Source organism: Streptomyces sp. NPDC058240, assembly GCF_042882135.1.
GTDB lineage: Bacteria > Actinomycetota > Actinomycetes > Streptomycetales > Streptomycetaceae > Streptomyces.
In genome coordinates, this window is record NZ_JBHVWT010000009.1 from 119641 (window position 1) to 143922 (window position 24282).

General features: G+C 70.5%; 27 protein-coding genes and 1 pseudogene. 12 read left to right on the top strand and 16 right to left on the bottom strand.

Translation table 11 applies throughout. The features are described 5' to 3' along the window. Positions 1-105: 105 nt before the first annotated feature. Both ACFVX4_RS18010 and ACFVX4_RS18015 read left to right on the top strand, forming a co-directional pair. Positions 106-519, top strand: a complete 414-nt coding sequence (locus ACFVX4_RS18010) for a hypothetical protein (protein ID WP_385332421.1) — start codon at positions 106-108, stop codon at positions 517-519. Positions 520-553: 34 nt separating this feature from the next. Next, on the top strand, positions 554-1264 hold the full coding sequence (locus ACFVX4_RS18015) for an NDP-sugar synthase (protein ID WP_389977887.1): 711 nt from the start codon (positions 554-556) through the stop codon (positions 1262-1264). Between the two features lie 104 nt (positions 1265-1368). On the opposite strand, the gene ACFVX4_RS18020 is transcribed toward ACFVX4_RS18015, so the two are convergent. From ACFVX4_RS18020 to ACFVX4_RS18055, 8 genes and pseudogenes are all read right to left on the bottom strand, one after another. Further along, positions 1369-2988 carry a DoxX family membrane protein gene (locus tag ACFVX4_RS18020; RefSeq protein WP_389977890.1) on the bottom strand — a complete coding sequence of 540 codons (1620 nt, stop codon included), beginning with the start codon at positions 2986-2988 and terminating at the stop codon, positions 1369-1371. Positions 2989-3150: 162 nt separating this feature from the next. After that, positions 3151-4107 (bottom strand): 23S rRNA (guanosine(2251)-2'-O)-methyltransferase RlmB, encoded by a 957-nt coding sequence (rlmB, locus tag ACFVX4_RS18025; protein ID WP_351258461.1) that lies wholly within the window; start codon positions 4105-4107, stop codon positions 3151-3153. Between the two features lie 84 nt (positions 4108-4191). Continuing rightward, entirely contained in the window at positions 4192-5595 is a 1404-nt protein-coding gene (gene cysS / locus ACFVX4_RS18030) for a cysteine--tRNA ligase (RefSeq protein ID WP_389977893.1), read from the bottom strand. An 81-nt stretch (positions 5596-5676) separates the two neighbouring features. Further along, complete coding sequence (locus tag ACFVX4_RS18035) at positions 5677-6084, bottom strand: PPOX class F420-dependent oxidoreductase (RefSeq protein ID WP_389977896.1); 408 nt, start codon at positions 6082-6084, stop codon at positions 5677-5679. 134 nt (positions 6085-6218) lie between these two features. Then, a pseudogene (locus tag ACFVX4_RS18040) lies at positions 6219-6512 on the bottom strand (N-acetyltransferase); the annotation flags it as partial. 112 nt (positions 6513-6624) lie between these two features. After that, the gene (gene ispF, locus ACFVX4_RS18045) at positions 6625-7128 is read right to left on the bottom strand and encodes a 2-C-methyl-D-erythritol 2,4-cyclodiphosphate synthase (protein WP_266416132.1); all 504 of its coding nucleotides are present in this window, start codon (positions 7126-7128) and stop codon (positions 6625-6627) included. Further along, positions 7118-7864 carry a 2-C-methyl-D-erythritol 4-phosphate cytidylyltransferase gene (gene ispD, locus ACFVX4_RS18050; protein WP_389977899.1) on the bottom strand — a complete coding sequence of 249 codons (747 nt, stop codon included), beginning with the start codon at positions 7862-7864 and terminating at the stop codon, positions 7118-7120. The genes ispF and ispD overlap by 11 nt, the downstream gene beginning before the upstream one ends. A gap of 354 nt (positions 7865-8218) precedes the next feature. Then, entirely contained in the window at positions 8219-8701 is a 483-nt protein-coding gene (locus ACFVX4_RS18055; RefSeq protein WP_006380568.1) for a CarD family transcriptional regulator, read from the bottom strand. Between the two features lie 595 nt (positions 8702-9296). Here ACFVX4_RS18055 and ACFVX4_RS18060 point away from each other — a divergent pair. Beyond that, positions 9297-9953: a DUF461 domain-containing protein gene (locus ACFVX4_RS18060; protein ID WP_389977902.1), complete on the top strand. Its 657-nt coding sequence runs from the start codon at positions 9297-9299 to the stop codon at positions 9951-9953. Between the two features lie 90 nt (positions 9954-10043). On the opposite strand, the gene ACFVX4_RS18065 is transcribed toward ACFVX4_RS18060, so the two are convergent. Beyond that, positions 10044-10724 carry a response regulator transcription factor gene (locus tag ACFVX4_RS18065; protein ID WP_072487966.1) on the bottom strand — a complete coding sequence of 227 codons (681 nt, stop codon included), beginning with the start codon at positions 10722-10724 and terminating at the stop codon, positions 10044-10046. After that, positions 10721-11995, bottom strand: a complete 1275-nt coding sequence (locus tag ACFVX4_RS18070) for a sensor histidine kinase (RefSeq protein ID WP_389977905.1) — start codon at positions 11993-11995, stop codon at positions 10721-10723. Before ACFVX4_RS18070 ends, ACFVX4_RS18065 begins: the two co-directional genes overlap by 4 nt. A 198-nt stretch (positions 11996-12193) precedes the next feature. Between ACFVX4_RS18070 and phoU the strand changes: the two genes are divergently transcribed. Both phoU and ACFVX4_RS18080 read left to right on the top strand, forming a co-directional pair. Beyond that, the gene (gene phoU / locus ACFVX4_RS18075; protein ID WP_383772493.1) at positions 12194-12871 is read left to right on the top strand and encodes a phosphate signaling complex protein PhoU; all 678 of its coding nucleotides are present in this window, start codon (positions 12194-12196) and stop codon (positions 12869-12871) included. 194 nt (positions 12872-13065) lie between these two features. Continuing rightward, complete coding sequence (locus ACFVX4_RS18080; RefSeq protein ID WP_177328251.1) at positions 13066-13215, top strand: hypothetical protein; 150 nt, start codon at positions 13066-13068, stop codon at positions 13213-13215. A gap of 84 nt (positions 13216-13299) precedes the next feature. On the opposite strand, the gene ACFVX4_RS18085 is transcribed toward ACFVX4_RS18080, so the two are convergent. After that, positions 13300-14610, bottom strand: a complete 1311-nt coding sequence (locus tag ACFVX4_RS18085; protein ID WP_389977908.1) for an MDR family MFS transporter — start codon at positions 14608-14610, stop codon at positions 13300-13302. A 205-nt stretch (positions 14611-14815) separates the two neighbouring features. Between ACFVX4_RS18085 and ACFVX4_RS18090 the strand changes: the two genes are divergently transcribed. Then, on the top strand, positions 14816-15574 hold the full coding sequence (locus ACFVX4_RS18090; protein WP_266416147.1) for a phosphoglyceromutase: 759 nt from the start codon (positions 14816-14818) through the stop codon (positions 15572-15574). Positions 15575-15700: 126 nt separating this feature from the next. Here the strand turns inward: ACFVX4_RS18090 and ACFVX4_RS18095 are convergent, their stop codons facing one another. Then, the gene (locus ACFVX4_RS18095; RefSeq protein WP_389977911.1) at positions 15701-16378 is read right to left on the bottom strand and encodes a GAP family protein; all 678 of its coding nucleotides are present in this window, start codon (positions 16376-16378) and stop codon (positions 15701-15703) included. A gap of 370 nt (positions 16379-16748) precedes the next feature. On the opposite strand from ACFVX4_RS18095, the gene ACFVX4_RS18100 reads away from it, so the two are divergent. The 3 genes from ACFVX4_RS18100 (at position 16749) to ACFVX4_RS18110 (ending at position 19995) form a co-directional block, all read left to right on the top strand. Then, positions 16749-17339, top strand: a complete 591-nt coding sequence (locus ACFVX4_RS18100; RefSeq protein ID WP_389977913.1) for a hypothetical protein — start codon at positions 16749-16751, stop codon at positions 17337-17339. Positions 17340-17457: 118 nt separating this feature from the next. Next, the gene (locus ACFVX4_RS18105; RefSeq protein ID WP_389977916.1) at positions 17458-18810 is read left to right on the top strand and encodes a Dyp-type peroxidase; all 1353 of its coding nucleotides are present in this window, start codon (positions 17458-17460) and stop codon (positions 18808-18810) included. A 54-nt stretch (positions 18811-18864) separates the two neighbouring features. Next, positions 18865-19995 (top strand): catalase family protein, encoded by a 1131-nt coding sequence (locus tag ACFVX4_RS18110; protein ID WP_389977918.1) that lies wholly within the window; start codon positions 18865-18867, stop codon positions 19993-19995. A gap of 39 nt (positions 19996-20034) precedes the next feature. On the opposite strand, the gene ACFVX4_RS18115 is transcribed toward ACFVX4_RS18110, so the two are convergent. Then, a complete protein-coding gene (locus tag ACFVX4_RS18115) occupies positions 20035-20445 on the bottom strand; it encodes a hypothetical protein (RefSeq protein WP_389977921.1) in 411 nt (136 codons plus the stop codon). 72 nt (positions 20446-20517) lie between these two features. Continuing rightward, a complete protein-coding gene (locus ACFVX4_RS18120; RefSeq protein WP_389977924.1) occupies positions 20518-21123 on the bottom strand; it encodes a hypothetical protein in 606 nt (201 codons plus the stop codon). Positions 21124-21258: 135 nt separating this feature from the next. On the opposite strand from ACFVX4_RS18120, the gene ACFVX4_RS18125 reads away from it, so the two are divergent. Continuing rightward, positions 21259-21507 (top strand): hypothetical protein, encoded by a 249-nt coding sequence (locus tag ACFVX4_RS18125; RefSeq protein ID WP_266416166.1) that lies wholly within the window; start codon positions 21259-21261, stop codon positions 21505-21507. Beyond that, a complete protein-coding gene (locus tag ACFVX4_RS18130) occupies positions 21504-21746 on the top strand; it encodes a hypothetical protein (protein WP_093540259.1) in 243 nt (80 codons plus the stop codon). The genes ACFVX4_RS18125 and ACFVX4_RS18130 overlap by 4 nt, the downstream gene beginning before the upstream one ends. 82 nt (positions 21747-21828) lie before the next feature. Here the strand turns inward: ACFVX4_RS18130 and ACFVX4_RS18135 are convergent, their stop codons facing one another. Further along, positions 21829-22170: an SCO0607 family lipoprotein gene (locus ACFVX4_RS18135; RefSeq protein WP_389977927.1), complete on the bottom strand. Its 342-nt coding sequence runs from the start codon at positions 22168-22170 to the stop codon at positions 21829-21831. A gap of 109 nt (positions 22171-22279) precedes the next feature. Continuing rightward, entirely contained in the window at positions 22280-23071 is a 792-nt protein-coding gene (locus ACFVX4_RS18140) for a hypothetical protein (RefSeq protein WP_389977930.1), read from the bottom strand. A 184-nt stretch (positions 23072-23255) separates the two neighbouring features. On the opposite strand from ACFVX4_RS18140, the gene ACFVX4_RS18145 reads away from it, so the two are divergent. Beyond that, entirely contained in the window at positions 23256-24281 is a 1026-nt protein-coding gene (locus tag ACFVX4_RS18145) for a phosphotransferase family protein (RefSeq protein WP_389977932.1), read from the top strand. Position 24282: the final 1 nt, after the last annotated feature.

Consider the following 24282-nt stretch of genomic DNA (forward strand, 5'->3'; position numbering starts at 1 on the left):
TTTCGCCACCGTTCGTCAACACCTGATTCGAAAAGCAGCCTCGAACCATCCCCCTCAAGGGTGACGAAATGTCGCCAATTCATTACTGCCCGCTACGCTCGCTGCGTGACCCACACTGCGCGCCGCATCGGCCGATCCCTCGCCTTCGTACTGCCCGTCGTGATGGTCCTCTCCGGGACCCTCGCCGTCACCAGCGTGCCGTGGGCAGCGCACAACTCCGAGCCGCAGGTCCTGACCGCGTCGGCCCACGACATCTCGAAGCGCGCCAAGACGCGCACCCCGCAGGACGCCCTCCGTGACCGGCTGCTCCTGGAGCTCCGGGAGAAGGACCCGGGTGTCGCGCTCACCGACCTCCAGCGCTCCGTCGAGGGCCGCCCCTCGCTCGCCCGGCACTGCATGTCGATCGCCAGGGCACTGGGCCGCGCCGCCGTCGAGAAGTACGGCCCCACGCACGCCCACCGGTTCTCGCGTCCCGTCTGCGACACGTCCTTCGCCTCGGGCGTCGCCCGGTTCAGCTGACCGGCCGTGCCGGGCACCGCATATCGTGCCTGGCATGCATACGTATCCGACGCAGGCCGTGGTCCTGGCGGGTGGCCAGGGATCGCGGCTGCGCCCGTACACCGATGACCGCCCCAAGCCGATGGTCGAGATCCCGGGCACCGGGACTCCGATCATCGGCCATCAGCTTTCCTGGCTGGCCGCCGAAGGCGTGACCGACGCCGTGGTGTCGTGCGGTCATCTGGCCGAGGTGCTGCAGGAGTGGCTGGACTCGGCGGTGCTGCCGCTGCGCGTGACGACCGTCGTGGAGTCCGAGCCGCTGGGCCGCGGCGGCGGGCTGAAGTACGCCGCCACCCGGCTGCCCGACCCCGAGCAGCCCTGGTACGCCACCAACGGCGACATCTGGACGCGCTTCTCCCTGCGCGAGATGGCCGCGTTCCACACCGAACGCGATGCGACCGCGACGCTGGCCCTGGCCCGTCCCCGAATCCCGTGGGGTGCCGTGGAGACGGACGCGTTCGGGCACATCACCGACTTCATCGAGTCGCCGCCCTCGCCGTATCTGATCAACGCCGGTGTGTACGTCTTCTCCCCGGAGTTCACGACGCTGCTGCCGGACCGGGGCGACCACGAGCGGACGACGTTCCCCCGGCTGGCCCGCGAGCGCAGGCTGGCCGGGTACCCGCTCCCGCACGGCGCGTACTGGCGGGCCATCGACACGGCGAAGGACCTCACCGAGGCCGCCAAGGAGCTCGACGGGCAGTAGCGGAGCCCCGGCGTACGGCGAACCCGGGCGTACGGCGAAGGGGCGGTCACCGGATTCGTACCGGTGACCGCCCCTTCGTCGTGTGCCGACGCCGGCCCGGCGGCTCAGCCGAGCAGGCCGCCGATGGGGTTCTGCCCGCCGCCGGACGTACCGCCGGTGGAGTCGCCGCCGTCCGAGCCGCCGGTGGAACCGCCGCCCGTGCCGGTGGTGCCGGAGGACGACGGGCCGGAACTGCTGGACGGGGGCTGCTGCGGGGTCGTCTGCTGCGGGGTCTGCCGGCCGGTGCCCTGGGTCTGGCTGGGCTGTCCGGCACCGGCCGCCTGGCCGGACTCGCGGACGGTGCCCGCGGCGGGCGTGGACGGCGCGGTGGAGGGCGTCGTGGCGGCGCCGCTCCGGGTCGGCGAGGGGCGCCGGCCCTCCGGCGTGTGCGAGGCCCGGCCGCTGTGGGATTCCTGCGGGATCGGGGAGCCGGGGAGCTGGTTGGTCGGGTCGCCGTTCGGGCCGGGCACGGTGACGACCCCGGAGGAGCGGACCGCGCCGCCGAGCACGGAGCCCACGAGAAGGGTGAGGCCGACGACGACGGCGGCGACGAGGGCGCCCCGGCGCAGCACCCGGCGGCGCAGGTCCCAGATCGCCGAGCGCGGGCCGAGCCTGCGCCAGGCCTCACCGGCGAGCCGTCCGTCGACGGAGTAGACCGGCGCGCCCGCGATGATCAGCGGGCTCCAGGCGGCGAGGTAGATGATGTCGGGCGCGTCGTAGACGGCGACGGTGCGCCAGCTCACGGTGACCAGCAGCGCGGCGGACAGCAGCGCGCCGACTGAGGCGGCGACCCGCTGCCAGAGGCCGAGGACGGTGAGGACGCCGACGACGACCTGGAGGAAGGCGACGCTGAGTCCGGCGCCGACGGGGTGGGAGAGCGCGAAGTCGCGCAGCGGCTCGGCCAGCGCCCAGGGGTGCAGCGAGGTCAGCCACTTGACCATGGAGCCGCGGTCGCCGCCGTCGAAGTAGACGGGGTCGCAGAGCTTGCCCATGCCGGCGTAGATGGAGATGAAGCCGAGGAAGACCCGCAGCGGCAGCAGCACGACGCCGAGGTTCATCCGGCGGCCGGGGTAGTACGCGTGGCGTACGGAGTCGCTGTTCTGGCGCCCGCTCCGGTCCCCGGTCTCCTCGTCGAAGCCGTCCTCGTCGTACGCCGCCTGCGGGTACGGGCCGCTGTCGGCGGAGTCGTAGGCGCCGACCGCCCGGCGCATGGGCGGCAGCAGGGGTCCGTTGTCGTAGCGGCCCGGCTGGTGGGGGGCGGTGATGACGGGGGTGGGCCGGGTCTCTTCGAGGAGATCGATGGCCTGGGTGCCGCCCGTGCCGTGTCCGCCGTCGAATTCCGGGGGCGCGTAGGGGCCGTAGGAGTCGTACCCGGCGGCCGGGCGGCCCGCGGTGGAGTTCCGTACGGCCTGGAGGAGCCCGGTGGCGCCGGGGTCGCCGGGGGCGGACCTGCCGCTCCACACGACGGGTGAGCGCCTGCCGCGGGCCGCTCCTGCGCCGCTCATGGCGGGGATCCTGGGCGCGCCGGCGGGGGCCAGACCGCGCAGCCGCGGGCGCTGGCCGGGGGCGAGCTGCACCCGGAAGCTGGCGTGGTTGACGATGACCTGCGCAGGGTCGCAGTCCACCTTGGCCATGCTCAGGGCGGGTTGTTCGTCGAACCGAGGCGTTCTGGTGTCCACACTCATCTAACCGAGTGACGTGTGTTTAGGACACTGCCTTGACGGGCCCGATGTGTCCGAGGCCCGTCAATGGGTCCGGCCGGGGGTGCCGGGGCCTGCCCGGCGGATCGGGGTCGGTTGTGATCCGCTGGTCAGGCCCCGGTCGGCCGCCCCCCGGCCGGGTGGACTTCAGGCCCGGCGCCGCGCGACCTCGTACAGGACGATCCCGGCCGCGACACCCGCGTTCAGCGACTCCGCGCCGCCCGGCATCGAGATGCGGACCCGGTAGTCGCAGGTCTCGCCGACGAGGCGGCCGAGGCCCTTGCCCTCGCTGCCGATGACGATGACGACGGGTCCGGCGAGCTCCTCCAGGTCCTCGACGGTGTGCTCGCCGTCGGCGGCGAGGCCGACGACCGTGAGGCCGGCCTTCTGGTAGCCCTCCAGGGCCCGGGTCAGGTTCGTGACGCGGGAGACCGGCGTACGGGCCGCCGTGCCGGCCGAGGACTTCCAGGCGCCCGCCGTCATCCCGGCCGCGCGCCGCTCGGGCACGACCACGCCGTGGCCGCCGAACGCGGAGACGGAACGGACGATCGCGCCCAGGTTGCGCGGGTCGGTGACGCCGTCGAGGGCGACGATCAGCGGGTCCTCGCCGTTGTCGTACGCGGCGGCGGTGAGATCCTCCGGGTGTGCGTACTCGTACGGCGGGACCTGGAGGACGAGGCCCTGGTGGTTCAGGCCGTTCGTCATCCGGTCCAGCTCGGGGCGCGGGGCCTCCATCAGGTTGATGTTGCCGCGCGCGCCGGCGAGCTGGAGCGCCTCGCGGACGCGCTCGTCGTTGTCGATGTACTGCTGGACGTACAGGGTCGTCGCCGGGACGCCGTCGCGCAGGGCCTCGTAGACCGGGTTGCGGCCGACGACCATCTCGGACGTGCCCTTGACGCCGCCGCGCCGGGGGGCGGGGCGGCGGTTGGCGGCCTGCTTGGCCTTGGCGGTCGCGATGCGGTTCTTCTTGTGCTTCTTACGGGCCTCGGCGGGCGGCGTCGGGCCCTTGCCTTCGAGGCCACGGCGTCGCTGGCCACCGCTGCCGACCTGCATGCCCTTCTTGTTGGACGTGCGGCGGTTCCTGCGCTGGCTGTTCCCGGCCATGACCTACCTGTTTCGTTGCTTCAGACGTGCGTGCGTATAAGTGAAAGTGTGCCGCCCGGAACGCCGGGCGGCACATGGTGGGGACTACTGGCGCGGGCCGAGTGTCCACCGTGGTCCGGTGGGGCTGTCCTCGATGACGAGTCCGGACTGGTTGAGCTGGTCGCGGATGGCGTCGGCGGCGGGCCAGTCCTTGCGCTCGCGGGCCGACTGGCGCTGGTCGAGCACGAGACGTACGAGGGTGTCGACGACGCCGTGCAGATCGTCGCCGCGGTCGCTCTCGCCCGCCCAGTGCTCGTCGAGCGGGTCGAGGCCGAGGACGCCGAGCATCGCGCGGACCTCCGCGAGCCGGGCGACCGCCGCTTCCTTGTCGTCGGCGGCCAGCGCGGAATTGCCCTGGCGGACCGTGGTGTGGACGATCGCGAGGGCCTGCGGGACGCCCAGGTCGTCGTCCATCGCCTCGGCGAAGGCCGGCGGCACCTCGGCGGCGGGCCCGACCGTCTCGCCCGCCTTCTCGGTGACGCGCTGGACGAAGCCCTCGATCCGCGCGAACGCGGACTCGGCCTCGCGCAGGGCCTCCTCGCTGTACTCGATCATCGACCGGTAGTGCGGGGTACCGAGGTAGTAGCGCAGCACGATCGGGCGCCATGCCTTGACCATCTCGCTGACCAGCACCGAGTTGCCCAGCGACTTCGACATCTTCTCGCCGGACATGGTGACCCAGCCGTTGTGCACCCAGTACTTCGCGAACTCGTCGCCGTACGCCTTGGCCTGGGCGATCTCGTTCTCGTGGTGCGGGAAGATCAGGTCGATGCCGCCGCCGTGGATGTCGAAGGCGGTGCCGAGGTACTTGTGCGCCATGGCGGAGCACTCCAGGTGCCAGCCGGGGCGGCCGCGGCCCCAGGGGGTCTCCCAGCTGGGCTCGCCCGGCTTGGACGCCTTCCACATCGCGAAGTCGCGCTGGTCGCGCTTGCCGGTCTCGCCGTCGCCGGACGGCTGGCGGAGGTCGTCCAGGTCCTGGTTGGACAGCTCCAGGTAGCCGGGGAACGAGCGCACGTCGAAGTAGACGTTGCCGTCGGCCGCGTAGGCATGACCGCGTTCGATCAGGCCGCGCATCATCTCGATCATCTCGGGGATGTGGCCGGTGGCACGGGGTTCGTAGGTGGCCGGAAGGCAGCCGAGCGCGTCGTAGCCGGCGTTGAACGCCCGCTCGTTCTCGTAGCCGATGGCCCACCAGGGGCGGCCCTGTTCCGCGGACTTCGCGATGATCTTGTCGTCGATGTCGGTGACGTTCCGGACGAACGTGACGTCGTAGCCGCGGTACTCGAACCAGCGGCGCATGATGTCGAAGTTCAGCCCGGACCGGATGTGCCCGATGTGCGGGGCTGCCTGGACGGTCGCGCCACAGAGGTAGATCGAGACACAGCCCGCTGTGAGCGGAACGAAGTCACGGATCTGCCGGGCGCTGGTGTCGTACAGGCGAATAGTCACGCCTCAAGGGTAGTGGGCGCGCACCAGTGCCCCGCGACCCCTTGGGGATCGCGGGGACAAGTTTGTGACCGCGGGGGCGTCTCAGATGCTTCCGACGACCTTGCGCGGGGTGATCCGGACGACCACGCGTTCGGCGTCGTCGGCGGCGGCCGAGGGGTTGAACTCCGCGAACTTCTTGCCGGTGTACTTCACGGACAGCTCGTCCATGAGCTCCTCGGCGCCCTCGGTGGTCAGGGCGGCGGTACCGCGGATCTCGGCGTACGTGTACGGGGCGGCGAAGGGCTGTACGACGACGGAGACCCGCGGGTCACGGTTCAGGTTCTGCTCCTTGCGGCGGCCCACCGCCGTCGAGATGAGCACGTCGTCGCCGTCGCGCTTGACCCAGACCGGGGAGGCCTGGGGGCTGCCGTCGGGCTGGACGGTGACGACGGTGACGAAGACGGGGGTGTCGAGAAGCGCTTTGAGCTCTGCGGAGAGTGCGGCGGTCATGGCGTACGTCCTCCTGGTGGGGTCGGTGATGCCTCCACCCGTACCCCAACCCCGTTCCGCCGCTCCCGCTTCCCGCTCCTGCCCACCGGAAGGGTCAGGGCGAGCGCGGCACCCGCGAGCGGCACGGCGGCGAGCGCCGCCCATCGGACCGGGCCGGGCGCCTGGGGTCCGCGGTCGCGCACCGCACCGGTGGCGACGATCTCCCCCTCGCACTCGACGACCAGCAGGGTGCAGCGGTCGGGGCGCAGACAGGCGGTGTCGGGACCGATGATGTCGGCGTGCCAGCGCGGTACGTAGCCGGACCTCAGGTCGCGGCAGACGGTGTCGAGCATCACGGCCCTCGCACCGCGGAGGTCGGCGGGGGTGGCGGTGCGCAGTACGTACCCGCCGGTTCCGGCCGCCGCCGGCGCCTGGGCCATCGTGCTCATCCGCGGGCCCACCGTCCTCGTACAACACATCGCTTGCCGCACCAGCGTACGTACAAGCGATGTGCAACAAGGTCTGGCCCCGGAGTACCGGCAGGTCAGGGCCGTGCCGGGGTCAGCCGGTGCGGTAGACCAGCGCGGTCGCGAGCCCGGCGATGCCCTCGCCCCGCCCGGTGAAACCAAGCCCGTCGGAGGTGGCGGCGGAGAGCGAGACGGGCGCTCCCACAGCGGCCGACAGCACCTTCTGCGCCTCGTCGCGCCGCTTGCCGATCTTCGGCCGTACGCCGACGACCTGGACGGCGACATTGCCGATCTCGAAGCCCTCGGCCCGCACGATCCGCGCCGCCTCGGTCAGCAGGGTCACACCGGCGGCGCCGGACCACTCGGGCCGCCCGGTGCCGAAGTGCTGCCCGAGGTCGCCGAGCCCGGCGGCCGAGAAGAGCGCGTTGCACGCGGCGTGCGCAACGACGTCGGCGTCCGAGTGCCCGGCCAGACCGGGCCCTTCGCCCTCCCACAGCAGCCCCGCACACCACAGCTCGCGGCCCTCTTCGAAGGCGTGGATGTCGGTGCCGATCCCGACCTGCGGGATCACGGGCCCGGTCCGTTCCTCAGAAGCCATCGTTCGCCCTCCTGCGTGCGAGTACCGCCTCGGCCAGCACCAGATCCAGCGGCCGGGTCACCTTGAACGCCTCTTCGTGCCCGGGTACGACCACGACGGGCGCCCCGAGCTGCTCCACCATGCCCGCGTCGTCCGTGGCGCCCTCGCCGCTGACGGCGACGGCGGTGTGGGCCCGTACGAGCGTGTCGCGGTCGAAGCCCTGCGGGGTCTGCACCGCACGCAGCCTGGCCCGCACGGGCGTGCCGAGCACCGGCTCCGGCTCCCCCGGCGCACCGGGCTCGACCTCCTTGACCGTGTCGGCCAGCGGCAGCGCGGGGACGACGGCGGGCGCCCCGTCCCGTACCGCCTCGATCACCGCGTCCACCGTGTCGACGGGCACCAGCGGGCGCGCCGCGTCATGGACGAGGACGACGGAGATGTCGGCCGGCAGCGCGTCGAGGCCGAGCCGCACGGACTCCTGGCGGGTGTCGCCGCCGGGCACGACGAGGTAGTCGGTGCGCTCGGGCAGGGCGTGCTCGTCGAGCAGGTTCTTGACCTCGGGGGCGCCGTCCGGCGGCGCGACGACGACGACCAGGGAGACGGCACGGGACGCCGCCATGGCCCGAACCGCGTGGATGAGCATGGGCGTCCCGCCCAGCGCGCGGAGCGCCTTGGGGGCGCCCGGACCGAGCCGTACACCGCGGCCGGCCGCGGGAATCACGGCGGCGGTGCGGTACGGATGCGATTGATCAGACATCGGTTGCACTCCGAAGCTTCGGCATGTTTGTTTCCACGGCCGACATGGGTATGGGCACAAGCGAGCCGGGCGCCGTGCCATGACTCGACCGGGCCCTTTCCGTGACACCCGGTCGAAGTCGGACAAGCCGCACCGGTCGCTCGGGATCGGCTGCACAAGATCGCGAGCAACGTATCGGGGGTATCACCGATGAAGCCAACGCATCGGTGAGTCGGGACGTAATCCGGACAGGCTGCGCAGAAATCCAGACATGCCGCGGCCTGATATGGGCATGCCGCGGCGCCCGACGACATACCGTGAATACGGTTGTCAGCGGGCACCGCGGCACATTGATTACGACCGGCGCGAGCCGGTTCAGGACGCGAGAACCTCGTCGAGCAGAGCCTCGGCCTTGTCTTCGTTCGTGTTCTCCGCGAGAGCGAGCTCGCTCACCAGAATCTGGCGAGCCTTGGCGAGCATGCGCTTCTCACCTGCGGAGAGTCCACGCTCGCGCTCACGACGCCACAGGTCGCGGACCACTTCGGCGACCTTGATGACATCGCCGGAGGCGAGCTTCTCGAGATTTGCCTTGTAGCGCCGGGACCAGTTCGTCGGCTCTTCGGCATACGGTGCGCGAAGCACCTCGAAGACCCGGTCCAGCCCCTCCTGCCCGACCACGTCGCGCACACCCACGAACTCCGCATTGTCCGCCGGCACACGAACCGTCAAGTCGCCCTGGGCGACCTTGAGCACCAAGTAGGTCTTGTCCACGCCTTTGATCTGGCGAGTTTCGATAGCCTCGATCAGCGCGGCCCCGTGATGGGGATAGACCACGGTGTCGCCAACCTTGAACGTCATGTGACAGGTACCCCTTCCGTGGCTATCAAGAGTAACACGAGAACCGCTTCTCCTGAATGGCGTTTTCGCAGGTCAGGGCATATCTCGGGGCTTGACAACAGCAACACGCACGTGCTGCGGAAGGCTCGCGGGGGACGGTATTCGCAGGTCGGAGCCGTTGTGCGGGCAGGGCGAAACACACACGTCGCACACATCTGAACCGCCCCACGAAGGGGTTGAACGTCCCGTTTTGCCGGATTCCAGATGATGAACTTTCCGTACTCCGTTCGGAGATCGATCACCCGTACGGAGGTAAGTGCCGTTGATCAATGGAATTGATCAGCGGCCCGGCGTGATCGGTTATGCGCACGGAATGCGCCACGTCCCATGAATTGATCACCGGCGATATGTGAACGGCATGTGTCGCCCCGTTTCGGCATGCGCGGCCCGCAGGCCTTTGCCGGGCCCGCGGGCCCGGCCCGATCCAAACGGGCGGGTCGGGTGCGGGGCGGGCGGGGCGGCTCGGTAGCCTAAGGCCGCTGACACACCCTTAGGGCGGCTTTACGTCGCTCCCCTCCCGTCCGCAGTCCGACACGTTCAAGGAGTTGCCGCCGCCGTGAGCCGCAGCCTTCGACACGGCGCCCTCGCCGCCACAGCCATCGTGTTCTCGATCGCCTCGCTCGCCGCGTGCGGTGCGGGCAATGACGCAGCGACGCTCAAGGTCAGGCCGGACACCGCTGCCACCACCATCGGTGACATCAGCGTCCAGAACGCGAACGTCGTCACCCAGCCCGAGCGCACCGCCGAGGGCCCGGCCGTCGTCGCCGCGACGCTGTTCAACAACGGCACGAAGGCGCAGACCCTGGAGGCCGTCACGCTGCCGGGTTCGAGCGCCTCGGTGCAGTTGCACGCCGCCAAGGGCGCCGGACCGGTCGTGGTCCCGGCCGGCGGCTCGGTGGTCCTCGGCGGCAAGGGCAACGCCTCCGCCGTGATCGAGAACGGCCGCGAGGCCGCCCAGGCGGGCAATGTGCAGCCCGTCGTCTTCAAGTTCAGCTCGACCGGCGAGATCCCGCTCGGCGCGTTCGTCGTGCCGGCGACGAGCTATTTCACGGACTCCGGCCCGAGCACGCTGCCGGCGCCGTCGAAGAAGTCGCCCGGGGCGACCCCGACCGGTTCCACCGCGTCCGGGGCGCCGGGCGGCACTCCGGCGGATTCGGCCAGCGACACGGTCGACCCGACCGACGCCGCGTCCGCCTCGACCGAGGCCCGCTGACCGCACGCGGGACAGCGACGCGCGGACACGCGAACGGCGGAGGGCGCCCCCGAAAGGGAGGCGCCCTCCGCCGTTCGCGTACCAGACGGTTTACGGCTCGAACTTGTACCCCAGGCCCCGCACCGTCACCAGGAAGCGCGGAGCGCCCGGGTCGGGCTCGATCTTGGCGCGCAGCCGCTTGACGTGGACGTCGAGGGTCTTGGTGTCGCCCACGTAGTCCGCGCCCCACACCCGGTCGATCAGCTGCATGCGGGTCAGGACCCGGCCCGCGTTGCGCAGCAGCATCTCCAGCAGGTCGAACTCCTTGAGCGGGAGGTCGACCTTGCCGCCGGCGACCGTGACGACGTGCCGGTCCACGTCCATCCGGACCGGGCCCGCCTCCAGGGCGGCCGGCGTGACCTCCTCCGGTTCGCCGCGGCGGCGCAGCACCGCGCGGATGCGGGCGACCAGCTCCCGCGAGGAGAACGGCTTGGTCACGTAGTCGTCGGCTCCTATTTCCAGGCCGACGACCTTGTCGATCTCGCTGTCCTTCGCCGTGACCATGATCACGGGGACATTGGACCTGCTGCGCAGCTGACGGCAGACCTCCGTGCCGGGCAGGCCCGGCAGCATCAGGTCGAGCAGCACGAGGTCGGCGCCGTTGCGCTCGAACTCGTCCAACCCGTCCGGGCCCGTGGCCGCGATGGCGACCTCGAAGCCTTCCTTGCGGAGCATGTAGGACAGGGCGTCGCTGAAGGATTCCTCATCCTCGACGACGAGCACTCGGGTCACGGAAGGACCTCCGGGGCAGGGAATGGTTCAAGGGTTTCGGGGTGAGCGGGTCCACGGGTGCCCTCGTCGCCGTTGACGAGGGGCGGTCCGCCCGAGCTGCGGTCCCGTTCCCGTACGGAGCCCGCTTCGGGCAGCCGCAGGGTGAAGGTGGAGCCCTGGCCCTCCGAGCTCCAGACGGTGACCTCCCCGCCGTGCGAGGCGGCCACGTGCTTCACGATGGCGAGGCCGAGGCCGGTGCCACCGGTGGCCCGTGAGCGGGCCGGGTCGACGCGGTAGAAGCGTTCGAAGACCCGCTCGCGGTCCTTCTCCGAGATGCCGATGCCCTGGTCGGTCACGGCTATCTCGATCTGGTCCCCGCCGGGCACGGACAGTCGCCTGGCGGCGATGCCCACTCGGGTGCGGGCGGGGCTGTAGTTGACGGCGTTCTCGACGAGGTTGCCGAGCGCCGCGGCGAGCTGGCCGCGGTTGCCCCAGATACGGAGCTCCGCGGTGCCGCCCGCCGCCATGGTGATCTGCTTCGAGCCGGCCTGCTGGCGGCACCGGTCGATGGCCTCGGCCACCAGCTCGTCCACCCGGACCGGCTCGGCGTCCTCCAGCGGGTCGTCGTTCTGCACCCGCGAGAGGTCGATGATCTCCTGTACGAGGTTGGTCAGCCGGGTCGCCTCGATCTGCATCCGGCCCGCGAACCGTTCCACCGCCTCCGGGTCGTCGGAGGCGTCCATCACGGCCTCGGAGAGCAGCGAGAGCGCGCCGACCGGGGTCTTGAGCTCATGGCTGACATTGGCGACGAAGTCGCGCCGTACCGCTTCTATCCGGCGGGCCTCGGTGAGGTCCTCGACCAGCAGGAGCACCAGCCGGGAACCGAGCGGGGCGACCCGGGCGGAGACCGCGAGGGCCTCGCCGCGGCCCGTACCGCGCCGGGGAAGGTCCAGTTCGACCTGGCGTATCTCACCGTCCCGGCGGGTGTCCCTGGCCATGTTCAGCATCGCGTCGACGGCGAGCCGTCCGCCCCTGACCAGTCCCAGCGCATAGGCGGCGGAGCTGGCCTTGACCACGCTGTCGCTCTCGTCGAGCACGACCGCCGAGGAACTGAGCACGGACAGGACCGTGTCCACCCCGGGCGGCAGGGGTGCGTTGCTGTCGGGCCGCATGGAGGTTCGCGTCGGCTTCTTCTGGTCGCGCTCGCTCCAGCGGAACGCAAGCATGGCGATCACGCCGGTACACGCACCGCCGATCGCCGCAGCTGCGGCGACTGCCGCGTTCACGTCCATACGTCAAGGTTATGCGGGTCCGGGAGGACTCTCCCAGCCATCCGAGTGCGTATCCGAACACTCGTCGCCCAGAGTTCACCGAGGAGCAAGGGTTGGTTCACTTGGGCGGCCGGAAGCCGACGCGTACGCCACTCAGGGTGGCAGCGTGGGGTTCGAACCTGGCCCCGGCCTTAAGAAGAGGACTGGAGAGGGACTTCCATGCGTGACGCGTACCACGAGGAACTCGACTCGATCGGCGAGGGGCTGGTCGAGATGGCCCGTCTCGTCGGGTCGGCGATCGGCCGGGCGACGACGTCCATGCTCGATGCCGATCTCAAGCTCGCGGAGAGCGTGATCGCCGCCGACCAGAAGGTCGACGACCTTCAGCACGACCTGGAGGCGCGGGCCATCGCCCTGCTCGCGCGTCAGCAGCCCGTGGCGACGGATCTGCGCATCGTGGTCACCTCCCTGCGGATGAGCGCCGACCTGGAGCGCTCGGGCGACCTCGCCCAGCACGTCGCCAAGCTGACCCGGCTGCGGTTCCCGCAGTCGGCGGTGCCGCACGACCTGCACGCCACCATCCTGGAGATGGGGCAGCTGGCGCAGCGCCTGATGGCCAAGGCCGCCGAGGTGATCATCACCAAGGACGTCGATCTGGCGCTCCAGCTGGAGCAGGACGACGACGAGATGGACCTGCTGCACCGCACGCTGTTCCAGCACCTGATGGACGACCGCTGGAAGCACGGCATCGAGACCGCCGTCGACGTGACCCTGCTCGGCCGCTACTACGAGCGCTTCGCGGACCACGCGGTGTCGGTCGCCAAGCGGGTCGTCTACCTGGTGACGGGCGAGCACGCCGACGAGATCCAGCAGCAGACGCCGGTGGAGGGCGCGTAATCGCGTCACCGCGCGGCGCGCACGGGCGTGCGTGGGCGCATCGGGTCGCACAAGTGTCTCTGCGCATGTGCGCCGTTGATGCGCCCGCCGGGGTGGGCATGAAATGGGGTGGGGCGGCACGCCTTGTCCGTACGCCCCGGTCGTACGCGCGTCGTTGTGGCGTACGGCCCTGTCGTACGCCTTGAGGAGGAACCATGGCCGATTCCCCCACTACCGACCCCCAGCAGGAGGCACCCGCCGAAGTGGTGCACCTGACCCTGCTCGGCGCCTGCGGCTGCGGCTCGGGCTGCGGCTGCGGCTGCCAGTCCGGTGCCCCGTGCCAGTGCGGTGGCTGCTGCGGCTGACGGGCCGCCGCGGAACACCGCGGGTGCCCCGCGCGGAGCCGCTCCGCTCCGCGCGGGGCACCGCCGTGTGCGGTACGACGGCTCTCAGCCCGTCCGCTCGACGGCGGCCTCGGCTCCGGAAGCGGGCTCTCCCCCGCCGCTCTCCGCGACCCGGCTTCCCTCGGACGCCGCCGCCCCGTCGGCCCCCGGCAGGTTCCGCATCAGCAGCCAGTACCCCAGCGCAGCCCCGGTCCCCAGGACGGCGCACGCGCCCCACAGCCACTGCGCCCCGAAGCGGTCGATCACCAGGCCCGACATCAGCGGCGCGATCAGCGCGGCGGCGGACCACGACATCGTGTACATGCCCTGGTAGCGGCCACGGCCCCGGGCGGGCGACAGCCGGACGACCAGACTGCTCTGGATCGGCGCGTTGACGATCTCGGCGACCGTCCAGACGCAGATGGTCAGCGCGTAGACCGCGACCGACCCGGCGAACGCGGTGAGCCCGAATCCGTATCCCGCCAGCAGCGACGACACGAGGAGCAGCCGGCGCGGATCGCGGTGCTGGATGAAGCGGGTGACGGGGATCTGGAGCACCACGATCAGCACCCCGTTGACGGCGACCGCGGTACCGAAGTCGGAGCTGGAGAACCCGTCCGCCCCCATGGCCACCGGCAGCCCCACGTACCCCTGCTGGAAGATCAGGGCGATGACGAAGGACAGCCCGACGACGCTCATGAACCGCCCGTCGCGCAGCACGGTCGAGAGCCGGACCTCCTCCGCACCGTCGTCGACCGCGCGTCCGGACACCACCGGCTTCTCCGGCCGCGTCTCGGGCACCTTCATGAAGACGACGACGGCGCAGGCCAGCGTCATCGCGGCCTCGCCGAGGAACCCGGCGAGGTAGCTGTACTCGGCGACGAACCCGGCACCGGCCGACGAGACGGCGAAGCCGAGGTTGATGGCCCAGTAGTTGAGCGAGAAGGCCCGCACCCGGTCCTCGGGCCGGACGATGTCGGCCATCATCGCCTGCACGGCGGGCCGCGACGCGTTGCTGGCCATGCCGACGACGAAGGCGACCGCCGCGATCGCCACCGGGTGGACCATGAATCCGAGCACGGCCACGGACGCGGCCGTCGACGTCTGCGCGATGAGCATGGTGGGCCGGCGGCCGAGCCGGTCGGTCATCACCCCCGCCCCGAGCGAGGAGACGACCCCGCCGAGCCCGTGCAGCGCGGCGACCAGACCGGCGTACGAGGCCGAGTAGCCCCGGTCCAGGGTCAGGTAGAGCGCCATGAACGTGGCGACGAACCCTCCGAGGCGGTTGACCAACGTGCTGGTCCACAGCCACCAGAACTGCCTGGGGAGCCCGGACACGGATTCGCGTGCGGCCCGTCTGAGACCGGCGACAGACATACGGAATCCCCCCAGGGAAGTACGGAACGGACACCATCGGTAAGAGGCCCGGTGGCTTTCCGTACGTTACGAATCCCGGATTCCGGTCCGCCAGTCAATTGACGCCTGCCGTCAATCGTCCGCTCCCGGCCGTCCGCCCCGACCGCCCTGTCCGCCCTGTGACCGGCCGCACGGAGCCCGTACGGGTTCGATTACGCTCGGGCCCATGGCCGACGCACCGTACAAGCTGATCCTCCTCCGCCACGGCGAGAGCGAATGGAACGCGAAGAACCTGTTCACCGGCTGGGTGGACGTCAACCTCACGGAGAAGGGCGAGAAGGAGGCAGTCCGCGGCGGTGAGCTGCTCAAGGACGCCGGTCTGCTCCCCGATGTCCTGCACACCTCCCTCCAGAAGCGCGCCATCCGCACCGCGCAGCTCGCGCTGGAGTCCGCGGACCGCCACTGGATCCCCGTCCACCGCTCCTGGCGGCTGAACGAGCGCCACTACGGCGCCCTGCAGGGCAAGGACAAGGCGCAGACGCTCGCCGAGTTCGGCGAGGAGCAGTTCATGCTCTGGCGCCGCTCCTACGACACCCCGCCGCCCGCCCTGGAGGACGGCACCGAGTTCTCGCAGAGCGACGACCCGCGCTACGCGACGATCCCGCCGGAGCTGCGCCCGCGCACCGAGTGCCTCAAGGACGTCGTCGTCCGCATGCTGCCGTACTGGTACGACGACATCGTCCCGGACCTCCTCGACGGCAGGACCGTCCTGGTCGCCGCCCACGGCAACAGCCTCCGGGCCCTGGTCAAGCACCTCGACGGCATCTCCGACGCCGACATCTCGGGCCTGAACATCCCGACCGGCATCCCGCTCGTCTACGAGCTGGACGCCGACTTCCGCCCGCTGAAGCCGGGCGGCACGTACCTCGACCCGGACGCGGCGAAGGCCGCCATCGAGGCCGTGAAGAACCAGGGCAAGAAGTAGCCCGGCACGATCGAGCCCCCTGCCTGTGGACTCTCCGCGAGCAGGGGGCTTGTCACTGCACTGAGGCCGGGCCGTCAGGTGCGGGAGGAGCCGGACCGGGCCGCATCGAAGGCGGCGGCAGGCCTGTCAGGAGGTGAGGATGGAGATGCCGTCTCCGAGCAGTTTCAGCCCGAGAACGAAGAACAGGACGGCCATCACGGCGACATTGTGCTGAGCGGCCCAGTCTTTCCAGTTGCCGAGAGTGGTCTTGGCCCGCTCTCCCCCGAGCAGGAAGACTCCCAGCGGGGCCAGCAGGCCGAGGGTGGCGATCAGGACGAAGATCGCCAGCGATGCGATCTGCTGCCCGACCGGCAGTCCGGCCGAGCCGATCGCGGCGCCCGCGGCGATGGTGAGCGGGGCGTTCTTGGCGTTGAGCGCGGCCAGGGCCAGTCCTAGTGCGAAGACCTTGACCGGCGTGAGGCGGTCGATCGCGCCCATCCACTTCGGCAGCTGGGCTTGCGAGGGATCCTTGGGACGTCGATGCCATTGCCGAGCGCCGAAGAGGACGAGGAGCACGCCCAGAGCGAGCTTGAGGGCTCCCACCCAGATGGCCGGGTGATTGTGGGCGGAGGCACCTGCGGGGGAAGCGATCGCCAGCATCACCGCGCCCAGTGCCGAGAGTCCCAGGATCCAGCCGACGGTGAAGAGGACTCCGTTGAGACGCCCCCGGGGCGTGGCGAGTACGAGGATGATCGCGATGATCGGGAGCGGACTGACCGCGACGGCGGCCGAGAAACCCAGTACGTCGCCGAGAACTTCGCCCATGGTTGCCTCCGTGTGGGGGTCGGCGTGGCGATCCTCGGCAGGGCTCTGCAGAAGCGGGTGCCACGACCGCCTGGGCGGCGCGATGGGGCGGTTGCGTGATCGGCTGCGCCGCTGTGGCCAGGGCCGCGCGGAAGGGCTGCCGAAGTGTGGTGACGCCGACGTACTCGGCATGCCCCTGTTCCATCTTCCTGCGCCAGACCTGATCTGTCCTCGGGAGCGGACGCGGCACGGAACGTCGTGACCATCACGCCCAGGAGCCGAGATGCGAGGCAGCGCATCCGTGGTGAGGATTGAGGTGTGAGGGCGATGGCGTCCCATGTTTCCGGCGCTTGGCGACCCTCGCATCGATCCGCGGCAGGAGAATCTCACGATGACTGCGACGACAGGTGCGGCCCGATCAGCTCACCCCGAGCGGCCAGGCAGGTCGGACGGGGTCTGCAGCGAGTTCACCGTCTTCACCAGGATCAAGCCCGGCGAGGCCGATGCCCTGCGTGAGGATCTCGCCACGCTCTCCGACGCGGCGGACGACGAGAGGGTCCATGCGGCGGTGCGCCAGATCGGCACCCTGCATGACGCACGGCACGTGATCTTCGACAACGACACCCGGTTCATGTTCGCCAGCGTCTTCGACGGCTCCTGGGACACCTACATCGACGACTTCGCCCAGACGGTGGTCGGGGCCCGCTTCGACAAGGTCTTCTCGCACAGCGAAGGGTTCCCCGGCGTCACCGATCCGGGAGTCAAGGACTGGTTCGTCGCCCACCAGGCACCCGCGGGGGTCTTCGTCAGCGCCTACCCCGAGCTGACCGTTCAGCAGATCTTCAAGGACCAGCGAGTGGACGACGCGTTCCAGGACGTGCTGGACACCCCCGAGTTCCGGGCAGCGCTGAACAACCCGGCGAACGCCGAGCTGGTGGCCACCCCGGCCTTCCAGAAGCTGCTGGCGGAAGCCTCGGCCTAGAACCGGGACACGACCGACCCTCAGAGCCGACCCCACATCTGTGGACCGCGTCGGCGGGCGCGGACCAGTCGCTGCCGGGGCTGTCCGGGCGGCGACCGATGTGGAGGCACGAGCAAGCATGAATGCGACGGCAAGCAGCAGCACGGCCGGCGGGCGCGTCGAGATCGACGACGTCCAGAGCGGGGCACTGCGTCCACGGCCCGTGCCCTACGAAGGAAAGTTCATCTTCCTGCGCGTCGATGACCGCCACGCCGGGCGCGCCCTGCTGCGGCGGCTGCTCCCGGTGACCTCGGGTGGCCTGCCCGGCGCGGATCGGAACCAGGACGCCTGGGTGGCTGTGGCGTTCACCTACCAGGGGCTGAGGGCCCTGGGGGTGCCCCAGGAATCGCTGGACAGCTTTCCGCGGGCATTTCGTGAGGGCATGGCCGCTCGGGCGGAGCTGATCGGCGACGTGGGCGAGAGTGCACCGGCCCGCTGGGAGGCACCGTTCGGAACGGGCGATGTCCATATCGCGTTGAGCGCCCTCTCGTCGGATACGGCCCGACTGGACAAGGAACTGGAGCGGGCCCGAGTCGCCTACGAGGACACTCCCGGTATCCAGGTGATCTGGCAGCAGGAAGTACGCCAGCTCCCGACCGGGCGCACCACCTTCGGCTTCCGTGACGGCATCAGCCACCCGAACATCGAGGGCGTCGGACTGCCCGGCTCCAACCCGCAGGAAACACCCATCAAGGCGGGCGAGTTCATCCTCGGCTACCCCGACGAAACCGGCAGCCTGCCGCCCATGCCCAGCCCCGATGTGCTGGGGCGCAACGGGACCTACGCAGCCGTTCGCAAGGTCCGCACCAATGTGGCGGCCTGGCGCCGGTACCTGCGCGCAAACAGCTCCAGCGTCGGGGAGGAGGCGCTCCTGGCGGCCAAGATGGTCGGGCGCTGGCCCAGCGGGGCGCCGCTGACGCTGGCGCCGGAGCACGACGATCCGGAGCTGGCGGCCGATCCGCACCGCGTCAACAACTTCCTGTACCGGGAGAACGACGACCGAGGGTTCCGGTGCCCCGCCGGTGCGCACATCCGGCGCGCCAATCCCCGCGATTCCACCATCATCGGCGACGCACGGATGCACCGCCTCATCCGCCGCGGCACCACCTACGGGCCGCCGCTGCCCGAGGGCGTGCTGGAGGACGACGGCGCCGACCGGGGCCTGGTCGGAGTCTTCATCGGGGCCCACCTGGAACGGCAGTTCGAGTTCATCAAGGCCGAGTGGGTCAACGACGGCAACTTCATCGGCTACCCCGGCGAGAAGGACCCGGTGGCCGGGCATCACGGCGGAACCGGCAGCGTCACCATCCCCGAGAAGCCGGTCCGGCGTCGTCTGCGGAACCTGCCCAGCTTCGTGGCCACCCGTGGCGGCGAGTACTGCTTCCTGCCGGGTCTGCGTGCCCTGCGTTGGCTCGCCGAACTGGAGGACTGACGGCAGTGCCCACCCCCCAGGTCCGATCATGCTCTCCGAGGAGAGGTCGAAGTCATGGCAACGCAGTTCGTCCGCTACACGCCTGATGTCGAAGACGATGACCCGCACTTCGACCAGAACCTGCGGACGGTGATCGAGAAGACCGAGAGCTACATCGCCGAGTCGGTCGAGGCCGGTGGTACCGGACGGGCCCTCCGCGACGCCCACGCCAAGGGCTACGGGCTGGTCCGAGGGGAAGTGGAGATCCTGGACGGGCTTCCCCCCGAGTACGCCCAAGGCATCTACGCGACCCCGGGAACCCACGATGCGCTCATCCGCTTCTCCAACGGCTCGCCCCACGCCGGAGCCGACGCGCGACTGGGCGCCGCCACCGGACTGGCGCTGAAGATCTTCGGCATCCCCGGCCCGACCCTGCTGGAAGACGAACCGGACACAGGCACATTCGACTACGCCAACATCAACGGACCGGTCTTCTTCTGCAACACGGTCGAGCACTACCTGTTCATCCAGGAATTGTTCCTGAACGCGCCGGCCTATTTCTCCCGAGGCCGACCCGGCGCACATCGCTTCTTCACCGATTTCGTGACCGGAAAGGGAACGCTGGACCAGGACAACTGGGCGTGGGACGAGTTCCTGGCCTTCCTGCGCCTGTCCAAGACTCCCCCGGCCAACCTGCTGCTGTCGAGCTACTGGACCATGGGCGCGGTCCGGCACGGGGACTACATCGCCAAGGTGCGCATCACCCCCGACCCGTCCTCCGCCACCGCGGTGGTCCGGCGCGACATCGACCCGACCTCCGCGCAGGAGGTCTTCCGGCCGGCCCTCCAAGCCGAACTGCAGGAACGGCCCTACGCCTTCGACATCCAGGTCCAGCTCTGCACCGACCTGGAGCGCATGCCGGTGGAGGACACCACCGTGGAGTGGCCCGAACAGCTCTCGCCGTCCGTCACCGTGGCGAAGCTGCGGCTGCCGCGGCAGGACATCTCCGGCCCGGAGAACCTGGAGAAGATGGACTCACTGTCCTTCACGCCCTGGCGGGTCACCGCCGAGCACGCGCCCCTCGGCAACATCATGCGGGCCCGCAAGGAGGTCTACCGGCGATCCTCCATCGAGCGCCACGAGCTCAACCGACAGCCGCGGACGGAACCCCGCAGCGCCGACGAGGTACTTGGCCCACCCCGATGAAGCCGACCGGCACCGAGGCAAGCGCCCGCCCCGGCCCCCTCACCCCGCCTGTCCGTCCGGGGCGTCGCAGAGGCTGCCGAGTTCGGCGACGAGTGCCGCGTCCCGCATGCCGGACAGGACGTATCCCTCCCCCTCGTCCCACGGGACGTCGACGTCATCCAGGTGGACGTGCCACTCCGCTCCTCCGACGGCGCGGCGCAGCTCGGTGACGGAGTCGAGCACATGGGCCGTCACCGGCAGCCACCGGCCGGGGTCGCTCGGCAGTTTCGTGGAGCCGGCGACGATCTCGTCGTCCTGGTCGTCGCCGCCCGCCTCGTACAGATACAGGCTCTCCTCGTCGTCGTACGGGAAGGACTCCGTGCGGGCGGCGACGACGCGCTCGATCGCGGCGGACTCGGCCCCGGTCAGCGGCTCCGCCCGGCGGGCGCTGTAGTAGACAGAAACGCTCATGGCCCGAGCGTACGGCGGGGGTGTGACAACGCCGGTCGGTCCACCGGCCCTGATCCGCCGGGCAGGCCCGCCCTACCCCAACGCCCGCCCCACGCGCCCCGCGAGGCCGTCCCAGGGGCGGCACTCGACCACCGGCAGCCCGTGCCGGGCCGCCTGGTCGGCGAGCCAGTGCGAGTACGCGGCGCTGACCTGTGCCCGGTGCCGCTGTTCGCCGCTGTCGGGCTCCCGGGAGGCGTAGTTGGCGGTGATCCGGTCCGGGTCCTGTTCGTGCAGGAACACCGCCCGTACCCGGCGTCCGGCCGCCCGTCCCTCGCGGATCGCTTCCGCCGCGGCGGCCGGGGTGAGGTAGTCGCCCTCGATCACGGCGGGTACGTCGACGGTCAGGCGGTTGCGGACCACGCCCAGCACCGCGGGTTCGAGGGCCCTGGCGGTGGCGATCTGGAGATCCAGCACCTGGTCGACGGTGAGCCGCGCCGTGTCGGGGATGCCGTCGAAGTGGTGGAGTGCGGGGTGGTGTTCGGCCGTCGTCATGGCTTCGACGGCGCTGACGACGTCGTCGAACTCGACCACGAACCGTTTCGACTCGTCCGATTCACCGGCCAGTTGGGCCGCCGCCCGGCTCTTGCCGACGCCCGAAGCCCCACCGATCAGCAATATGTCCCATGATGTCGCTGTCACGGGCCGACCGTATCGCGTGGGCTCCGTGTCCCTCGTCGGCGCTGGCGCTACGGTGACCCGAGTACCGGCCCTCGCAAGGGCGGAGCCGACCGGACGGGCCGTGCGGGGAGAGCAAGGAGAGCGGGGAGAGCAACCATGGGCGAGCCCCTGAAGACCTTCGTCGGCGGTGCCGAGGTCGACGTGCCCAACAGCATTCCGGCCATCCGGGCCACACTGCCCGAGGAGAGACGCGAGGAGTTCGACCGCGCCATCAACGAGGCGGGTGTGCACGAGATCCAGGCCGTGATGCGGCACTGGATGCTGGAGGCCGTACCCGATCCCGAGGCCGAACGGATCCTGGACCGGCTGGCGCAGGACGAGGCCGAGAGGCGGAGCGTCGCTTGAGCTTCCGCATCTCCTACGCACCGCCCGCCGACGACTCCCTGGCCAAGATGCGCGACGGCGAGACCTTCCGCGCCGAGATGGCACGCACCCTGGGCCTCGACCCGTACGGACACGGGTCGTCGGCCGTCAAGAGCGAGCGCGACCGCCGTGAGGCGACGGTCGCCGGGGCGATCGTGCTCTATTACGTCTCCGGGTCCGTCCTGATCGTCACCGTGGTGAGGCTCGTCCCGCTGCCCTGAACCGGCGCCGGCCCGACTCCTGGGCCCTGTCGTCAAACTGCCGTCTGCTGTGCGGGCGACGACGGCAGTCTGACGACAGGGCCTAGGAACCGGCGGGGACTTCGACGATCCGGCCGTCCTTGTCCACGCTGTGGGTCCGCCAGTACTTGTCCCACTTGTCGTCCACGTGCTCGGGGACCTTGCCCTTGGGGTACCTGACGTATCCCTTCGGCGGGTCCTCGTCGTCGGGCACACAGGCCGATCCGGTGCTTCCGATCGTCATGACCGGATACTCGCCGCCGCCACAGATCGCGTCCTCCAGCGAGCAGCCCGTGGTCAGCGCCGCCACGGTCACGGAGGCCAGGGCGAGCCCCACTGCGGAACGGCTCAGGCGGCGCCCGCTCCTCGCGGACGCCACCCGGCCGAATCGGCTGATCCCGTACATAATCGCTCCTCGTCGCTGACTGGTACTACCAGCCTGCACGGAGCGCGAAACTCCGATCATGAGTACGAATACTCACGTGCGGGACGCCACGTACTCGTCCGCCCTGCACCTAGGCCAGCTTCGCGGCCTGTGCCTCGACCACCGCGGTCGGCAGCTCGAAGTCCCCGCCGCCGCCCATCGCGGCCAGGTTCATCGAGGAGAACGAGGCGAACGAGGCGCCCTGACGCATGGCCACGAGCTTGAACTCGACCTTCTCCCCGCCCTGTTCCACCTGAACGGACCAGGCCGCCGCCTCCTCGCCACCCTTGACCTGCTCCTCGGTGATCTTGCTGACCTTCTGCTTCTCACCGGCCGCCGTGAACGCGAAGCCACCGGCGCACTCGGTGGCCGCGGTGCGCAGCGAGGCGACCGACTCCTGCGCGCCCTTGCCGTCGTACGAACCGAGGGCCAGCTGCGTCGTCGTGATGTCGAACGCCGCCTTGAACGCCTCCTCGGCGTCCCCGCTGTCCTGCTTGTCCAGGCTGCTCTTCTTCGGTTCGCTGACGACCGTGCGCTTGGTGAACGCTCCCGGCTCACCGACCTGCGCACCCATCAGCGCGTCGGCGAACGGGGTGCAGACCTCCTTCTCGACCTTGATGTCGTCGGCGGAGACCACGTCCTTGGCCGCGGCCTTGGAGATCTTGTGCCCCTTGACGTCGCCCTGGGTCAGCGCGGCCTTCTCCAGTTCGGCGGCGCTCAGCGCCCTGCCCGCGGGCGCGGCGGCCGCGGACTCCTTGCCCTTGGCGTCCGCCCCCTTGTCCCCGGAACCGGAGTCCGAGCCGCCGCCGCACGCGGTGGCGAGCAGGGCCAGGGACACCGCGGTGGCGGCAACAGCGGTACGGCGTACGGCGGTGGAGCGCATGGTCCGGTCCGTCTCTATGAGCTGGGTGTTCGATTTTGCTCACTCTATGAGCGGAAATTGGTTTGATGATCAATCAAGTCGGGCACGGGATGTGATCGTGACGGCGCTGTGATCATCCCGTGAAGGCGCCGTCCGTCACCGCGATCCGCGCACCGGGGCCCGGCCCGGAGGCACAATTGCTCCCATGCAGACAGACGGAACAACAACCTCGGCTGTTCTCCGCTCCGTTGGGCTGACGGAGGACCGGATCGCCCGATGCGCGCCGCTCGCCGGAGGCACGTTCAACACGGTCTCCCGGGTGACGCTCACGGACGGCAGCGAACAGGTGGTGAAGATACCGCCGCCCACGACCCCCGGAACACTGATGGGCTACGAGCGCGATCTGCTGGTCAACGAGGCCACGTTCTACACCTCCGCGGACGGTTCGGCACCGGTCCCCCGTGTCCTGCACAGCGAGCTCGACCCGGCCGCACCGACCGGCCCGTACGTGATCATGACGGCCCGCCCGGGGCGCCCCTGGCACGAACTCACCGGCTCCGCCTCCGCCGACGCCATGTCCGGTGCCGAGGAGCGCCTGCTCAGGAAGGACCTGGGGCGGATCGTCGCCCGGCTGCACGCCGTCACGAACCCCGCGGGCTTCGGCTATCCCTCCCTGGCGGTGGCCCCGTTGGCCCCGTCCTGGCGGCAGGCGTTCACCGCGATGACCGACGCCGTCCTCGCCGACGCGGACGCCTACCGCGCCCGGCTGCCGCGCCCGACGGCCGGTATCCGTGACCTGCTCGCCGCCGCGTCGCCCGTGCTCGACGACGTCGCACGGCCCGCCCTGGTCCACTTCGACCTGTGGCAGGGCAACCTTCTCGTCGACGGCGAGCCCGGTGCGCGGACCATCGGCGGGATCGTCGACGGCGAGCGGATGTTCTGGGGCGACCCGGTCGCCGACTTCGTATCGCTCGCCCTGTTCGGGAACATGGAGGAGGACGAGGACTTCCTCGCCGGGTACGCGGACGGCAGCGGACGACCGGTGGTGTTCGACGCGTCCCTGCGGCTGCGGCTGGCGCTCTACCGCTGCTACCTCTACCTGATCATGCTGGTGGAGACCGTCCCGCGCCGCGCTTCCCGGGAGGACCTGGAATGGGCGTGGACAGAGGTCGCCCCGCAGCTCGAATCGGCCCTGGCGGACGTGGAGTCGGCGCTGCGGACAGGGGACTGAG

What these genes read in the sequence shown, in the direction of transcription:
- ACFVX4_RS18015 (WP_389977887.1), top strand. Translation starts at nt 554, where the DNA reads ATGCATACGTATCCGACGCAGGCCGTGGTCCTGGCGGGTGGCCAGGGA.
- ACFVX4_RS18100 (WP_389977913.1), top strand. Translation starts at nt 16,749, where the DNA reads ATGACTGCGACGACAGGTGCGGCCCGATCAGCTCACCCCGAGCGGCCA.
- ACFVX4_RS18090 (WP_266416147.1), top strand. Translation starts at nt 14,816, where the DNA reads ATGGCCGACGCACCGTACAAGCTGATCCTCCTCCGCCACGGCGAGAGC.
- ACFVX4_RS18110 (WP_389977918.1), top strand. Translation starts at nt 18,865, where the DNA reads ATGGCAACGCAGTTCGTCCGCTACACGCCTGATGTCGAAGACGATGAC.
- ACFVX4_RS18070 (WP_389977905.1), bottom strand. Translation starts at nt 11,995, where the DNA reads ATGGACGTGAACGCGGCAGTCGCCGCAGCTGCGGCGATCGGCGGTGCG.
- ispF (WP_266416132.1), bottom strand. Translation starts at nt 7,128, where the DNA reads ATGGCTTCTGAGGAACGGACCGGGCCCGTGATCCCGCAGGTCGGGATC.
- ACFVX4_RS18085 (WP_389977908.1), bottom strand. Translation starts at nt 14,610, where the DNA reads ATGTCTGTCGCCGGTCTCAGACGGGCCGCACGCGAATCCGTGTCCGGG.
- ACFVX4_RS18125 (WP_266416166.1), top strand. Translation starts at nt 21,259, where the DNA reads ATGGGCGAGCCCCTGAAGACCTTCGTCGGCGGTGCCGAGGTCGACGTG.
- ACFVX4_RS18035 (WP_389977896.1), bottom strand. Translation starts at nt 6,084, where the DNA reads ATGACCGCCGCACTCTCCGCAGAGCTCAAAGCGCTTCTCGACACCCCC.
- ACFVX4_RS18135 (WP_389977927.1), bottom strand. Translation starts at nt 22,170, where the DNA reads ATGTACGGGATCAGCCGATTCGGCCGGGTGGCGTCCGCGAGGAGCGGG.
- ACFVX4_RS18055 (WP_006380568.1), bottom strand. Translation starts at nt 8,701, where the DNA reads ATGACGTTCAAGGTTGGCGACACCGTGGTCTATCCCCATCACGGGGCC.
- ACFVX4_RS18145 (WP_389977932.1), top strand. Translation starts at nt 23,256, where the DNA reads ATGCAGACAGACGGAACAACAACCTCGGCTGTTCTCCGCTCCGTTGGG.
- ispD (WP_389977899.1), bottom strand. Translation starts at nt 7,864, where the DNA reads ATGTCTGATCAATCGCATCCGTACCGCACCGCCGCCGTGATTCCCGCG.
- ACFVX4_RS18140 (WP_389977930.1), bottom strand. Translation starts at nt 23,071, where the DNA reads ATGCGCTCCACCGCCGTACGCCGTACCGCTGTTGCCGCCACCGCGGTG.
- ACFVX4_RS18105 (WP_389977916.1), top strand. Translation starts at nt 17,458, where the DNA reads ATGAATGCGACGGCAAGCAGCAGCACGGCCGGCGGGCGCGTCGAGATC.
- ACFVX4_RS18080 (WP_177328251.1), top strand. Translation starts at nt 13,066, where the DNA reads ATGGCCGATTCCCCCACTACCGACCCCCAGCAGGAGGCACCCGCCGAA.
- ACFVX4_RS18095 (WP_389977911.1), bottom strand. Translation starts at nt 16,378, where the DNA reads ATGGGCGAAGTTCTCGGCGACGTACTGGGTTTCTCGGCCGCCGTCGCG.
- rlmB (WP_351258461.1), bottom strand. Translation starts at nt 4,107, where the DNA reads ATGGCCGGGAACAGCCAGCGCAGGAACCGCCGCACGTCCAACAAGAAG.
- phoU (WP_383772493.1), top strand. Translation starts at nt 12,194, where the DNA reads ATGCGTGACGCGTACCACGAGGAACTCGACTCGATCGGCGAGGGGCTG.
- ACFVX4_RS18115 (WP_389977921.1), bottom strand. Translation starts at nt 20,445, where the DNA reads ATGAGCGTTTCTGTCTACTACAGCGCCCGCCGGGCGGAGCCGCTGACC.
- ACFVX4_RS18020 (WP_389977890.1), bottom strand. Translation starts at nt 2,988, where the DNA reads ATGAGTGTGGACACCAGAACGCCTCGGTTCGACGAACAACCCGCCCTG.